Genomic DNA, 13,799 nt, shown 5'->3' with positions numbered 1-13,799 from the left:
TCCTCTGTCTTTCTCCCTGTGTGGTTATTTGGATATTAAGCATTGCTTAATTCCTTACATTCTGTTCAGACTCTAAAAGATAAAAAAGAATGAGGTAATTTCTTTGCGAGAATATGTTTCTAAGAACTATTTAGACACAAATGCACTCTCATCCCTTTTCACTTTAATAATGCAAATTTAAAAAAGTAAAAATTTCTAAATTAACTTTGCAAACATAGGAGCACACAAAGATCTTTCGCAAAGTTTTATTTCATAATATAATAAGTAGGCAAAGTTCTCAAAGCTTAATCAACGCAAAGCTATGTGAACTGTGGCTTCTTATAAAATAATAAAAAACTTTGCGAAACTCTGTGAAAAATTTCTGTGAAATTCTGTGGTAAAACTAAGCTCAAAGTAATAAACTAAAAACTCTTCCCTCATTTTGGATACAACTACACGAGATTTAGATACTTTATATCACTATTACTCATGGATCTTTGCCTTATAATTTTCAAACTAAAAATTTAAAAGAGAAGTTATGAGTATCAACACAATTAAATTAGGAAATCAAGGACTTATTGTTCCAAATATTGGTTTAGGCTGCATGGGAATGACTCAAATTGCAGGAATGGATATTTATGGCAAAGCCGATGAAAAAGAAGCCATTGCAACCATTCACAGATCACTTGAGTTAGGCGGAAATTTTCTGGACACAGCGGATTTATATGGGCCTTTATTGAATGAGAGATTAGTAGCAAAAGCCATAAGAAACAATCGTAATGCTTATAGTATTGCTACAAAATTTGGTTATGAAATTGAGGATAACGAGCAGCTTACCTGGAAATTTAATGGTAAAAAAGAGTACGTAAAAAAAGCGGTAGAACGTTCTCTAAAAAACCTCGGAACTGATTATATCGATTTGTATTATTTGCACAGACTTGACCCAAATACCCCAATTGAAGAAACTGTACAGGCAATGGCCGATTTAGTAAAAGAAGGAAAAGTAGGTTACATTGGATTATCTGAAGTTTCTTCGGACACCATTAAAAGAGCGCATCAAATTCATCCTTTGACTGCTGTACAAACAGAATATTCTTTATTTGAAAGAACTGCTGAGGAAACCGGTATTTTAGATACGCTAAACGAACTGGAAATTGGTTTTGTTGCCTATTCGCCACTCGGAAGAGGTTTTATTTCGGGAGATATAAAAAGTCCGGATGATTTTGATGATAGTGATTTCAGAAAAACAATTCCGCGTTTTCAGGGAGAACAATTTTATAAAAATATTGAATTGGTAAATGAAATTCAGAAAATGGCCAACGAAAAACAAATTACGGCTTCTCAATTGGCACTTTCATGGATTGCATCAAAAAATATTTTAGCCATTCCCGGAACGAAAAGAGTAAAATATGTAGAACAAAATATCGCCGCTGCGCAAATGATTCTTTCTGCGGACGAAATGAATCGTTTAGAAACGATTATTCCGCTTGGTACACCAACCGGCGACAGGTATGATGCTGCTAATATGGCTGGAATTGACCAATAATTGACTTAAACAAATCACTTTAGAAAAAGTTATCTTTACGGTAGCTTTTCCTGTTTTTATATTGTTTTAATATATTGCTTTAAATATTTTGCTATGAAAAAAGAAGTTCATATTCCTTATACAATTCAATCCATATCAGAATTACATTCTTTACTTAAAATTCCAAAACCAGAACATCCATTAGTAAGTTTTGTAGATTTAAGTAAAATAACCTGCCATTTTGATGACAATCTAAAAAGTGTTATTTACAGTTTTTATACCGTTTGCATCAAAAAAGGTTTTACCGGAAAAATGAAATACGGACAGAATACCTATGACTTTGATGAAGGTGTCATGACTTTTATGTCACCGGGACAAGTAATTTCTACAGAAGTTAGTGTTGATACCGCCGTTTATGGGGCAATGTTGGTGATTCATCCTGATTTTATTCAAAACTATGCTTTGGCCAAAAACATAAAAGGTTACGGCTATTTTTCATATGCTGTTAGCGAAGCTTTGCATCTTTCTGATAAAGAGCAAATTATGATTACCGGAATCATGAAAAATATCGAACAGGAATATTGTTCTTCTATCGATGCTTTTAGTCAGGATGTAATGGTTTCACACATCGAACTGCTGCTTAATTATTGTAACCGTTTTTATAACCGCCAATTCATTACCCGAAAAAGTGTCAACAATACTCTTTTAAGCAAATTAGAAACGTTGTTATCTGATTATTTTGAAGGTGACAAAGTTCAGAAATTCGGATTACCGACAGTTGCTTATCTTTCAGACGAACTGAATGTTTCTCCCAATTATTTAAGTGATATGCTGCGTTCCTTAACAGGACAAAGTACACAGCATCATATTCACAATAAAATTATCGAAAAGGCAAAAGAATTACTGACAACAACTTCCTTAAGTGTGAGCGAAACGGCTTTTCAATTGGGTTTTGAGTATCCACAGTCTTTTAATAAATTATTCAAAAGTAAAACCAATGTTTCGCCTTTGGAATTCAGAAGTTCGTTTAATTAAAGATTTAAGGTTTCAAGTTTACTGTGTGTGACTGTTGAACTTAATTTTCTACCACAGAGATTCACAAAGGTTACGCAAAGTTTCACAAAGGAAAAAAAATTACTTTGTGAATCTCTGTGAAAAAACTTTGTGAATCTCTGTGGTAAAATCTAAATCCAATAAATCTGAAACTAATTTTTCAATCTTTCGTGAAGTATTTTAAAATATGGAAATGCCTTTAATAATCTACTTCCATGCCAGGAGAACATTTCACCGTCTACAAAGATTGTTTTGGCGTGATGTGTAAAACGTCCAATTTCGAAAGCATCTTCTTCTTTAAAAGGATACGGTTCAGATGAAAGGAAAACAATATCGGGATCGCCTTCGAGACGCATTTTTTTAAGCTCGATTTCAGGATAACGACCTTTGTCTTCGTAGATATTCGAAAAATGATTCAGTTTTAATAATTCATTGATGTACGTATCTTTTCCGGCCACCATAAAAGGGTTCTTCCAGATAAAATAGGCGGCTTTTTGTATCGGAAGATCTGCAGTATATTTTTTGAAATCGCTTAAAGCGAAAGCCAGTTTATCGTTCCATTTTTGAGATTCGGTTCGGCAATTAAAGAGCTGTCCGAAATCTGAAATCATCTGAAAATTATCTTCTACAGTAATAATATTCGTTACCCAAACCGGACAAATAGTACTTAATTGTTCGACAATTTCAGGCGTGTTTTCTTCTTTATTGCAAATAATAATATCAGGCTGCAATAATTTTATTTTCTCGAAATGAATTTTCTTCGTGCCGCCAACAATCTTTTTAGTCGATTTTAAATGATACGGATGTACACAAAACTTAGTGATGCCGATGATTTTATCTTCTAAACCTAAATCAAACAGCAATTCGGTTTGAGAAGGTACTAACGAAATGATTCTTTTTGGAGTTTTCTCAAAAGAATGTAAAGTACCTAGCTGATCGAGGAATTGTTTCATGTTTCAGGTTATTTTTGTTTCAAGTTGTTGGATTGTGTTTTTCTACCACAGAGTTACACAAAGTTTTTTACAGAGTTTCGCAAAGTAAATAAAGTTTATATTCTTTGCGGAAAGTTATTTTCTATCAACAAAGCTCACAAAGATATGCGTAAAGCTTTGTGAACTTTGACTACTTATTAGACAGCAATTAAAAAATCTTTGCGAAACTTTGCGAAAAAAACTTTGCTCCCTTTGCGGTAAAACTTCTTTGCGAAACTCTGTGAAAAACTTTGTGTAACTCTGTGGTAAAATTATTCTCAAAGTAAAGCAACCTGAAACTTTAAACCTGAAACTTCAAACTTAAAATCTCTTCCATTTCTTTTTGTACTAATAATGCTTCTTCCCTGGCCTTTTCAGCAAAGTCAGTTCCTTTTGAGGCGTAGATAATCGCTCTTGCAGAATTTACCAGTAATCCCACTTTATCGTTCATCCCATATCTACACACTTCAGATAAACTTCCGCCCTGAGCGCCAATTCCCGGAACTAATAAAAAACTATCCGGAACAATCTTTCTGATATCGGCAAAATATTCTGCTTTTGTCGCACCCACAACATACATTAAATTATGACTGTTTTTCCATGTTATAGAAGTCTCTAAAACTTGTTTGTATAATTCTTTTCCGTTGGTAGTTAAAGTCTGAAAATCGAAAGCACCCTCATTTGAAGTCAATGCTAACATGATTGTATGTTTGTTTTCGAAAGCCAAAAACGGCTCCACCGAATCTTTCCCCATATAAGGTGCAACGGTTACACTATCAAAATTTAAATCTTCAAAAAAAGCTTTTGCATACATGCTCGAAGTATTCCCAATATCGCCACGTTTTGCATCGGCAATAGTGAAGATTTCAGGAAAATTCTCATTGATATAATTGATTGTTTTTTGTAATGAAAGCCATCCTTTTATTCCGTATGCTTCAAAAAAAGCAGTATTGGGTTTGTATCCCACAGCCAAATCATGTGTAGCATCGATTATGGCTTTATTAAATTCGAAAATAGGATCTTCGGTTTCTAATAAATGCGGCGGAATTTTGGTTAGATCAGGATCTAGCCCCACGCATAAAAATGATTTTTTTAAAAGAATTTGTTCGTGTAGTTGTTGTGTTGTCATTCTTGTTTTTTTATTTCTTCTAAGACATCAAAAGTGATTCTTTTTTAGAAGTACGCAAAAATAAAAAAAGCCATTCAATTACAAATGTCTTTTTGGTTTTATATTCAGTTTAGGGGTATTAATTACCTAAGTAAACAATTTCTGTTCTTCTGTTTTCTGCTCTTCCTGCAGCTGTTTTATTTGTCGCAACAGTTTTTGTAGTACCAAATCCCTGAGAAACTTAAAAATTAAAATTATTTTATTAGCTCGATGGAAGCAAAACTAAACAATTGACACAACATTGAATTCATGTAACATCTTGAACAAATTATGTAAGAAAAACCAAAAGCTTCTTATCTATTTTTGATAAACAACAATAAATCAAACAATTATGACCCCACATATCGGAATAACGCCAAAAAACTTAAAGAAAAGTACTTCTATATTAGCCACGATTTTATCTAACGAAATGACATTATATGTAAAAACCAGAAAGTTTCATTGGAACATTTCAGGGAATAGTTTTATGGAACTTCATAAATTGTTTGAGGATCAGTACCGAATTTTAGAAGCTAATATCGATGAAGTTGCAGAGCGCATTAGCCAGCTGGGAGAAAAAACGATTGGTACAATGAAAGAGTTTATCGATAACTCGACACTTAAAGAATCCCCAAAAGAATATGCTTCACAAAAACATATGTTGGAGGAACTATTAGAAAACCACGAACAGTTGGTAACGGAGTTTAGAGATTATATTCCGGCTTTTGAAGAAGACAGTAATGATATCGGATCTGCTGATTTTGTTACAGGCTTGCTGAAGCAGCACGAAAAAATGGCATGGGTTTTACGCCGTTATCAAGTATAGAAAATACAAAAATGTGAATTATGAAACGCTTTGCAAAATTGATATAACAAAAAAGCAAAACAGAATCAGGAAATTTACAATATTATAAATACTTAAAAAAAAATATCATGAATACTACAGAGATAAAAGGAAACTGGAACGAGTTGAAAGGTAAATTGAAACAACAATATGCAGATCTAACAGATGATGATTTATTGTATGATGAAGGAAAAGAAGACGAAATGTACGGAAAACTTCAACAAAAATTAGGTAAAACAAAAGATGAGGTTAGAAAAATCATTGCTGATTTGTAAGACCTTCTAAATCAAGTATAAATACCGTCTAGTAAAACATATTAGACGGTATTTTTTTGAGAATTTTATTTAAATTTTTCACTGTTCGAAATCGCTATCAAGCATTAAACTCTATAACCAAAAATAAATTAATTATCTTTAACCAAATTTTTATAAAATGAAACTATTTATAAAGTTCGATATTAACACCATTTGCTCACTTTTTTTGAAACAAAACCTGGAAAAACAAAATGTAAATTTTACAACTTTGGGATTTGGCGAAATTGAAATTGCGGACAATCTTGATGCTGATGCTCTCGAATCTTTAAAAAATAATTTGTTGCCGTGTGGTTTTGAAGTTGTAGAAAATCAGAAAAGTGTTCTTGTTCAAAAAATAAAGGACGCTATAATTGAGCTTGTTTTTATGGAGGACAGCAATAATTATAAAAGTTCTGTGTTTTTAGCTGAGAAATTAAATCACAGCTACGGTTATTTGTCTAATGTTTTCTCAGAAGTAACATACTCTTCTATTGAAAACTTTATCATTTTACAAAAAATTGAAAGAGCAAAACAATTGATTATTATAAACGAAATGAGTTTAACCGAAATTGCTTTTTTACTCAACTACTCCAGTGTTGCCCATTTGAGTACACAGTTTAAAAACACAACCGGAATTACGCCATCGGCTTTTCAGAGAATAATTAAGAAACGTAGAGAAAATTTAAAATAAAACCCATAATACCATACTAAAATGCAAAAAAACGCATTATACATTTTATTGGCTGATGATGATGAAGATGATCGTCTTTTTTTTAAGGATGCTTTTGAAGAAATAAAAATTCAGACAAAAGTGGATTTTGTTCATGACGGAATGCAATTGATGGACCACTTAATGGATCCAGAAACCAAGTTGCCGGATATTTTATTTCTGGATTTGAACATGCCTAAAAAAACAGGTAAGGAATGTTTGATTGAAATCAAAAAAACAGAACATCTTAAAAATATTATTATTGCCATTTATTCTACTTCTTCATCTGAAGAAGATATAGAAGACACCTTTATTCAGGGAGCTAATATTTACATCAAAAAACCAAGTGATTTTAATACACTTAAAAAAATAATCAATGAAGTCGTGACAGTAAACTGGCATTACCATACATCAGGTTTAAACCGTGATAATTTCCTGCTTCGACTAAAATAATAGCATACCAATGAAATGGATACCAAATTTTAATTCTTCAAACTCATTGAGAGTTATTTTTGTAATCGCGGTTTTCATTCTGTTATTTCTTTCTTCTATTGCTTACAAACACAATCGGGATTTAGACGAATCCAGTAAAGTGGTAATGCATACGTATGAAATAAACATTCAATTAGAGCGATTAATGTCGGCAATTAAGGATGCCGAAACGGGACAGCGTGGCTATATCATAACACGAAATGCACGTTTTCTAACACCTTATATTTATTCGCGAGATAAAGTTAATACATCGTTTATTACCTTAAAAAAGCTTACTGCCGACAATCCGAAGCAGCAAAAAAATCTTGAAAAATTATTCAAACTAATTATTCAGCGTTTTGTTTCTTTCGAAAATTGCTTAAAATACAGCGATCCCAAAACATATGATAAGAGAAAACTCGACAATCATATGTTTGGTGGTCGAATCCTGATGGAAAACATTCGTTTTCAGGTAGACGAAATGAACGACATCGAGAAAAATTATCTGGCAAAAAGACTCAAAATTTATGCTGCCGAAATCTCCTTAAGTCCACTATTTTCTATTTCTTTATTTTTAGTAGCGCTAATTTTTATCTTATTAGCTTACAGACAAATTAGTCGTGATTTTGAGCGATTGAAAATTTACAATAAAAAACTTCTGATCTCAAGCGGATTAATGGCCGAATCTGAAAGTATTGGTAAATTCAGCACCTGGCAATGGGATCTGGATTCTAATAAAATAGATTACTCTGACAATCAGTTTCGTTTACTGGGTTTTGAACCCAATGCATTTGTTCCTGAAAGAGAAACTTTTCTTGAGTTTGTACATCCTGATGATAAAGCTACTGTAGCAAAATCGATGGACGGAATTGTCGAGAAAAAACAATTGCCTTTTGTATACTACAAAATCACAAGACCGGATTACGAAATACGTTATTTTAAATCTACCGGAAAATTACTGACCGATAAACAGGGAAGCAAAATTTTACTGGGAATTAATTTTGACATTACCGACGAACATCTTTTAAATATAGAACTTCAGGAACGTAACAGAGAATTAGAAAAAAGCAATAAAGAGTTGGCGTCTTTTAACCACGTTGCTAGTCATGATTTACAGGAACCTTTAAGAAAAATTCAGACTTTTGTTTCGCGCATTCCGGAATCAGATAAAGCCCTAATGTCCGATAGTGCAAAAGCTTACATTTCTAAAATTGAAGTTTCGGCTAAAAGAATGCGTGTGCTAATTGATGATTTACTTTTATTTTCGAGAACGAATACGACCAAAAAAGAATTCATAAAATTAAGTTTAAACGAACTGCTTGAAAATGCCGAATCGGAACTGGCAGAAATCATCGAGGAAAAAAATGCTGTTATTACAGTTTCGAAATTGCCTAAACTGGCTGTTATCCCCTATCAGATTGAACAACTTTTTATAAACCTGATCGGAAATTCATTAAAATACAGTCAGCCTGATACTGTTCCCGAAATCAAGATTGAAAGCGAGAAAGTAAACTCAAGCGATTATCCTGATTTATTAGAACCTAATATTAAGAAGTTCTATAAAATTACTTTTACAGATAACGGAATGGGATTTGACCCTCAGTTCAAAGAAACGATTTTTGTTTTATTTCAGCGTCTGCATTCTAAAACAGATTATCCCGGAACCGGAATTGGTTTAGCCATATGCAAAAAAATTGTCGACAACCACAAAGGTCACATCATAGCAGACAGTACTCCTAATAAAGGTTCTGTTTTTACGGTATTTCTCCCTGAATAGTTTTCAGCTTTTAAAAAAGTTTACAGTCGCAGTAACAGTACACAGTCACAGTACACAGTCACAGTACACAGTCACAGTACACAGTGAATGTAAAACTTAAAACTAGAACTCATTAATGAGACTGATCCCTATAGTTATTAAGAAAGTCTGAATACTGAGACTGAATACTGAGACTGAGACTGAATACTAAGACTGAAGACCGAGACCGAATACTGAGACTGAGACTGAGACTGAGACTGAGACTGAGACTGAGACTGAGACTGTAAACTGAGACTGAGACTGTAAACTGAGACTGTAAACTAAGACGAAATCTGTAAGAAAACAAATTACATCAATCACATACCTTAATATAAAAAAGAAACCACAAAATAACTGTGGTTTCTTTTTTTTTTGCGGTTAACTTTAATTAATAAACCCCTGAAAATTAAAGGATAAAACACCTGTAAAAACCTATTATGGGAATTATATAAAGATTCTTTTTTATGCTGTAAAGCAAAATGTTTGTTTCGTTAGCATCTTTGTAATGTAATACTTTATGAAGTAATAATGAAAGCAGCGCACCAACTAAAAGCTACAATTTTTAGACTAATATTTTTATTGACAATTATAATTTGCATCACGTCATGCAAGAAAAATAATCCGATAGAAACTTCACTGAAAAATGAAACTTTTAGTAAAACAGAAAAAGAAGAAATTGAAGCCTTTTTTTTTATTGCGACTGCCAATGTAACAAAATCAATTATTTCAAAAAGTCAAATTGCACAACAAAAAAGTTCAGATTCTACCTTACAGGAGTGGAGTAGAAAAATAGAAATTAATCAGAATCAATTGTTGCAGGATGTTTCTAAAATGGCCAATAAAAAGCTCATTATTATTACAGAAATTAATGCCACACACAATAAATTAGATTTATACGAACTGATTGATGCCAGTAATACCAATTTTAATAAAGCTTATATCAATTCTGTTTCAGAATCATTAAAAGAGCAAATTGGATTGTTTGAATCTATTTCGAAGCAAACAAATGACAAAGCGATATTAAAATTAGTACTGCAATATTTACCTGAACAATATCAAATCCTACGCGAAATGCAGAGGATCAACAATGAGATTAATTAAATGCCTATATATCTATTATTATTAAAAATTGAGACCTAAATTATTTTACAACTAAATTATTTTAACTATGAAAATGCAATCAAATTTTTTATGCGCCTTAACACTTTTTTTAACAGCTTCTTTTGGAATGCTACACGCTCAGGACAATAATGTAAATACCGAGTTTGGTGTAAAGGGAGGATTCAACATGTCTAATCTATACGGTAGCGGAGATGACGTAGATGACAACAATGTATTATACGGATTCAATGCCGGGGTTTATGCAACTTTACCTATTTCAGATTTCATCGCTATTCAGCCAGAGATTTTGTTCACTACAAAAGGTGCTGAATTTGAATACAACAATGCTTTTGCATCAGGAAATACAAAATTTAAATTGAACTATATTGAAGTTCCATTATTAGTAAGAGTAAATGTTACTAAAAACTTTAATATTCACGCCGGTGGTTATGCATCTTACTTAGTAAGTTCTAAAGTAACTGGTGACGGAACTTTTGATTTTGACCAAGAAGTTGACAGAGACGATTTAAACAAGTTTGATGCCGGTATCGCAGCAGGTGTTGGTGTAGACTTTGACCCAATAAGCATTGGTGTTCGTTACAACTATGGTTTAACTACCGTTGGAAAAGAAAGAACTGTTGCAGGAACAACATACACATTTCCAGACGCTAAAAACAGCAACTTAACATTATACCTTTCGTATAAGTTAAACTAAAAAATAAATTATTAACCCCTTAATATAAAAACCATGTCAAATTTATTATATACAATCGCGGTAATTCTGGTTATTCTTTGGGCTCTAGGGTTCTTTGTTTATAGCTTAGGAAGTATCATCCATATATTATTGGTAATTGCCATTATCGCAATACTATTCAGACTTATCAAAGGTCGCGAAGTTTAAAAATCAACATTATAAAAAATTATTTTAATCACTAAATCAAACATTATGAAAACGAGTAACACATTATTAGGAATTTTAGGAGCTGCAGCTGCAGGAGCATTTATAGGTGTATTATTTGCACCGGACAAAGGGTCTAACACAAGAAAAAAAATCAAAGATAAATCGAAAGATTACGGAGATAATTTAAAAACAAAATTTGACGGAGTTGTAAGCACTATTACTTCAAACGGTAAAGATATTATCGAAGAAGGAAAAGCAAAATTCAACCAGGCAAAAGAAGACTTCAACACTATCAAAGATGAAGCAAAAAGTGTAAAAACGAACTACTAAAGAGTGAAATTTTTAAACCATAAATACCCTATATCATGGAATCAAATGCAACAACAGAGGAGAACTTAAATCTTTATGAAAAAGCTGAAAACTATACCAAAACAAGCTTAGAATTAATTAAGCTTAAAACGGTAGCAGCTGTAGCAGATGTTTTATCGACATTAACATCAAGAATAGCAGTTGGAGCTGTTGTTGCATTTTTTACCTTGTTCCTGAATATAGGAATTAGTTTATGGCTTGGTAAAGTACTTGGGGAGTATTACTACGGTTTTTTTATCGTAGCCCTTTTTTACCTTATTGTAGCGATCCTGATGCATACTTTACAGCATAAGATCATAAAAACACCTATTGGGAATATGATTATTTCCAGTATTTTAAAAGAAACTAAAAAGGATGATACAAAAGCTGATTTTAATTAATTAATAACTAAAAAAGACTGTTATGGAAACTATTTATACTATTGATGGATTAAATCAGACGATCCAGGAATTAGAAATTCGACAGGACGCCGAGTGGTGTTCTATTAAAGACGAAATAGAAGAAATTAAGCACAATTTAAAACCGCTTAATCTAATCAGGAATACCGTAGAGGAAATCAACGAAACGGTAGGTTTCAAAAGCAATCTGGCACAATCTGCCATCAGCATCGGGATAGGTTATCTGGCAAAACGTTTTGTAGTTGGTAAAAGCACTTCGATGTTCAAAGGCATTATGGGATCATTATTACAACTGGTCGTAACTAATTTAGTTTCAAAACCACATCATGATTCTCCAAACGAGGAATCATCACAACAAGAATCATCAAGAGAGTAATTGTCTAACTCAAATTTATGTATTATGGAAAAGTTAAGCGAAATAGTATTAAAAAATGGTGTGTACGTTTACTCAAATCTATATAAATGTTTTGAATATACAAGAGTATTTCTAGGTATCTAACTTGCTTTATACGTTTTACAAACAAACGGTTAAACAGTTAATATCCTTCACTATATATTTTAAGGTTCTGAGGGACTAAGTCTCTAAGCTGCTAAGGTTTTCTTTGCAAACTTATGATAATATTTAATTCTGAACCAAAAAAGCCCCTGTTTCGCATTAGTAAAACAGGGGCTTTTTGTTTTTAAGATATTTCAACTAATTGCGAGGTTATCTTTGAAAAGGAATGCACAATATAATCATGATAATTTATTGCTACAATAAATTGCCTTTAAATCTATTGCGTTCCAGTGGTTGAAACCACTGGCTATGTTTTATCTTATGGTCAAAAAAAATCCTGTTTCACTACTTGTGAAACAGGATTTTTTTATATTGCTATAGAATGACAAAAACCTTTGTCGCTTTGAACCTCTAAGCCTTTGCTCCTAAAAACTAAGAACCTCAGCCCCTCAAAACCTTAGCAGCTTAGAAAACCTCGCTTGCCTCTTTCAATTTCTCCATATTGTTTACCAATTGTAACTCGGCAACAATTTTCTGAATGTCACCATTCATGATATTTCCTAAATCGTATAAAGTCAAACCAACTCTGTGATCTGTTACACGACCTTGTGCGTAGTTGTAAGTACGAATCTTAGCCGATCTGTCACCAGAACTCACCTGAGAAGTACGTTTTGTAGCATCTTCAGCTTCTTTCTTAGCCAATTCTTGTTCGTACAAACGAGAACGTAAAACGTTTAGCGCTTTATCCTTGTTTTTATGCTGTGATTTCTGATCCTGACATTGCGCCACCAATCCTGTAGGAATGTGCGTTAAACGTACCGCAGATTTCGTCGTATTAACCGATTGTCCTCCAGGTCCAGATGAACAGAAGAAATCCACACGAACATCGTTCATATCAATTTGTACATCAAACTCTTCTGCTTCCGGTAAAACCATCACCGTTGCAGCAGATGTATGCACACGACCTTGCGTTTCTGTCTGAGGAACACGTTGTACACGGTGTACTCCGGCTTCAAACTTCAAAGTTCCGTAAACATCTTCTCCTGATACCTCAAAAATAACCTCTTTGAAACCACCCGAAGTTCCTTCGTTCATATCAACAACCGAAGTTCTCCAACCCTGGTTCTCACAATATTTAGTATACATTCTAAACAAATCACCTGCAAAAATACTCGCTTCATCCCCACCCGTTCCGGCACGAATCTCGACCATTACGTTTTTAGCATCTTCAGGATCTTTAGGGATCAACATAAACTTGATTTCTTCCTCAAGTTCAGGCAATCTTTCTTTTGCTTCATCTAGTTGCATTTTGGCCATTTCAACCATATCTGCATCACTTCCATCAGCAATAATTTCGTTTGCCTCATCTATATTAGCCATCACAAGTACATACTCATCACGCTTTTCAGCCAATGCTTTCAGGTTTTTGTACTCCTGATTCAATTGCACATAACGTTTCTGATCAGAAATAACATCCGGCTGGATAATCAAATCCGAAATCTCGTCGAAACGTTGTTTTACTATTTGAAGTCTATCTAACATTTTCTAATTCCTTTTATTGGAGTGCAAATTTACGAAATTTTTGTTGAAAATTCTAGTATTGATTTTTTGTGTTTTTTAGCTAGAAATTTTAGTTTGATTATAGTGGTTTTTAGGAGCTGTTTCCTGCTATCCGTTCCAATCTTTTGTGCCGAACACCGGCACAAAAGGATTTTCACTTCTATCAGGGCTCATATCTTTACATTAT

At 33.1% G+C, this 13,799-nt stretch carries 16 protein-coding genes; 13 read left to right on the top strand and 3 right to left on the bottom strand.

The features are described from left to right. Positions 1-517 precede the first annotated feature (517 nt). Together FLP_RS09745 and FLP_RS09740 are read left to right on the top strand one after the other, a co-directional pair. Positions 518-1,525, top strand: a complete 1,008-nt coding sequence (locus tag FLP_RS09745; protein WP_065449334.1) for an aldo/keto reductase — start codon at positions 518-520, stop codon at positions 1,523-1,525. 93 nt (positions 1,526-1,618) lie between these two features. Then, complete coding sequence (locus tag FLP_RS09740) at positions 1,619-2,539, top strand: helix-turn-helix domain-containing protein (RefSeq protein WP_065449333.1); 921 nt, start codon at positions 1,619-1,621, stop codon at positions 2,537-2,539. A gap of 170 nt (positions 2,540-2,709) precedes the next feature. On the opposite strand, the gene FLP_RS09735 is transcribed toward FLP_RS09740, so the two are convergent. After that, a complete protein-coding gene (locus tag FLP_RS09735) occupies positions 2,710-3,510 on the bottom strand; it encodes an ABC transporter substrate-binding protein (protein WP_065449332.1) in 801 nt (266 codons plus the stop codon). Between the two features lie 319 nt (positions 3,511-3,829). Beyond that, a complete protein-coding gene (gene pyrF, locus FLP_RS09730) occupies positions 3,830-4,657 on the bottom strand; it encodes an orotidine-5'-phosphate decarboxylase (RefSeq protein ID WP_065449331.1) in 828 nt (275 codons plus the stop codon). A gap of 370 nt (positions 4,658-5,027) precedes the next feature. Here pyrF and FLP_RS09725 point away from each other — a divergent pair, with 370 nt between their 5' ends. The 11 genes from FLP_RS09725 (at position 5,028) to FLP_RS09680 (ending at position 11,932) form a co-directional block, all read left to right on the top strand. Next, positions 5,028-5,501, top strand: a complete 474-nt coding sequence (locus FLP_RS09725) for a Dps family protein (RefSeq protein ID WP_065449330.1) — start codon at positions 5,028-5,030, stop codon at positions 5,499-5,501. Positions 5,502-5,608: 107 nt separating this feature from the next. Next, positions 5,609-5,794 carry a CsbD family protein gene (locus FLP_RS09720; protein ID WP_055098382.1) on the top strand — a complete coding sequence of 62 codons (186 nt, stop codon included), beginning with the start codon at positions 5,609-5,611 and terminating at the stop codon, positions 5,792-5,794. Positions 5,795-5,951: 157 nt separating this feature from the next. Next, the gene (locus FLP_RS09715) at positions 5,952-6,503 is read left to right on the top strand and encodes a helix-turn-helix domain-containing protein (RefSeq protein WP_065449329.1); all 552 of its coding nucleotides are present in this window, start codon (positions 5,952-5,954) and stop codon (positions 6,501-6,503) included. A gap of 21 nt (positions 6,504-6,524) precedes the next feature. After that, positions 6,525-6,974 (top strand): response regulator, encoded by a 450-nt coding sequence (locus tag FLP_RS09710; RefSeq protein WP_055098384.1) that lies wholly within the window; start codon positions 6,525-6,527, stop codon positions 6,972-6,974. Positions 6,975-6,984: 10 nt separating this feature from the next. Continuing rightward, positions 6,985-8,769, top strand: a complete 1,785-nt coding sequence (locus FLP_RS09705; protein ID WP_065449328.1) for a sensor histidine kinase — start codon at positions 6,985-6,987, stop codon at positions 8,767-8,769. A gap of 546 nt (positions 8,770-9,315) precedes the next feature. Continuing rightward, complete coding sequence (locus tag FLP_RS09700; RefSeq protein ID WP_065449327.1) at positions 9,316-9,888, top strand: DUF4142 domain-containing protein; 573 nt, start codon at positions 9,316-9,318, stop codon at positions 9,886-9,888. A gap of 67 nt (positions 9,889-9,955) precedes the next feature. Further along, complete coding sequence (locus FLP_RS09695) at positions 9,956-10,603, top strand: porin family protein (RefSeq protein WP_065449326.1); 648 nt, start codon at positions 9,956-9,958, stop codon at positions 10,601-10,603. A 33-nt stretch (positions 10,604-10,636) separates the two neighbouring features. Further along, positions 10,637-10,789, top strand: a complete 153-nt coding sequence (locus FLP_RS25260; RefSeq protein WP_109746162.1) for a lmo0937 family membrane protein — start codon at positions 10,637-10,639, stop codon at positions 10,787-10,789. A gap of 45 nt (positions 10,790-10,834) precedes the next feature. Continuing rightward, positions 10,835-11,119 carry a YtxH domain-containing protein gene (locus FLP_RS09690; protein WP_065449325.1) on the top strand — a complete coding sequence of 95 codons (285 nt, stop codon included), beginning with the start codon at positions 10,835-10,837 and terminating at the stop codon, positions 11,117-11,119. Between the two features lie 35 nt (positions 11,120-11,154). Then, positions 11,155-11,538, top strand: a complete 384-nt coding sequence (locus FLP_RS09685) for a hypothetical protein (RefSeq protein WP_065449324.1) — start codon at positions 11,155-11,157, stop codon at positions 11,536-11,538. Between the two features lie 22 nt (positions 11,539-11,560). Continuing rightward, positions 11,561-11,932 carry a hypothetical protein gene (locus FLP_RS09680; RefSeq protein WP_065449323.1) on the top strand — a complete coding sequence of 124 codons (372 nt, stop codon included), beginning with the start codon at positions 11,561-11,563 and terminating at the stop codon, positions 11,930-11,932. A 585-nt stretch (positions 11,933-12,517) separates the two neighbouring features. Here the strand turns inward: FLP_RS09680 and prfA are convergent. Next, positions 12,518-13,594, bottom strand: a complete 1,077-nt coding sequence (gene prfA, locus FLP_RS09675; protein ID WP_065449322.1) for a peptide chain release factor 1 — start codon at positions 13,592-13,594, stop codon at positions 12,518-12,520. Positions 13,595-13,799: the final 205 nt, after the last annotated feature.

The sequence above is a fragment of the Flavobacterium piscis genome, from assembly GCF_001686925.1.
In the GTDB taxonomy this organism is placed as follows: Bacteria; Bacteroidota; Bacteroidia; order Flavobacteriales; family Flavobacteriaceae; genus Flavobacterium; species Flavobacterium piscis.
This window is presented reverse-complemented; position numbering and strand designations above follow the sequence as displayed.

Coding starts and splice junctions, on each gene's coding strand:
- FLP_RS09745 (WP_065449334.1), top strand. CDS start 518: ATGAGTATCAACACAATTAAATTAGGAAATCAAGGACTTATTGTTCCA.
- FLP_RS09740 (WP_065449333.1), top strand. CDS start 1,619: ATGAAAAAAGAAGTTCATATTCCTTATACAATTCAATCCATATCAGAA.
- FLP_RS09735 (WP_065449332.1), bottom strand. CDS start 3,510: ATGAAACAATTCCTCGATCAGCTAGGTACTTTACATTCTTTTGAGAAA.
- pyrF (WP_065449331.1), bottom strand. CDS start 4,657: ATGACAACACAACAACTACACGAACAAATTCTTTTAAAAAAATCATTT.
- FLP_RS09725 (WP_065449330.1), top strand. CDS start 5,028: ATGACCCCACATATCGGAATAACGCCAAAAAACTTAAAGAAAAGTACT.
- FLP_RS09720 (WP_055098382.1), top strand. CDS start 5,609: ATGAATACTACAGAGATAAAAGGAAACTGGAACGAGTTGAAAGGTAAA.
- FLP_RS09715 (WP_065449329.1), top strand. CDS start 5,952: ATGAAACTATTTATAAAGTTCGATATTAACACCATTTGCTCACTTTTT.
- FLP_RS09710 (WP_055098384.1), top strand. CDS start 6,525: ATGCAAAAAAACGCATTATACATTTTATTGGCTGATGATGATGAAGAT.
- FLP_RS09705 (WP_065449328.1), top strand. CDS start 6,985: ATGAAATGGATACCAAATTTTAATTCTTCAAACTCATTGAGAGTTATT.
- FLP_RS09700 (WP_065449327.1), top strand. CDS start 9,316: ATGAAAGCAGCGCACCAACTAAAAGCTACAATTTTTAGACTAATATTT.
- FLP_RS09695 (WP_065449326.1), top strand. CDS start 9,956: ATGAAAATGCAATCAAATTTTTTATGCGCCTTAACACTTTTTTTAACA.
- FLP_RS25260 (WP_109746162.1), top strand. CDS start 10,637: ATGTCAAATTTATTATATACAATCGCGGTAATTCTGGTTATTCTTTGG.
- FLP_RS09690 (WP_065449325.1), top strand. CDS start 10,835: ATGAAAACGAGTAACACATTATTAGGAATTTTAGGAGCTGCAGCTGCA.
- FLP_RS09685 (WP_065449324.1), top strand. CDS start 11,155: ATGGAATCAAATGCAACAACAGAGGAGAACTTAAATCTTTATGAAAAA.
- FLP_RS09680 (WP_065449323.1), top strand. CDS start 11,561: ATGGAAACTATTTATACTATTGATGGATTAAATCAGACGATCCAGGAA.
- prfA (WP_065449322.1), bottom strand. CDS start 13,594: ATGTTAGATAGACTTCAAATAGTAAAACAACGTTTCGACGAGATTTCG.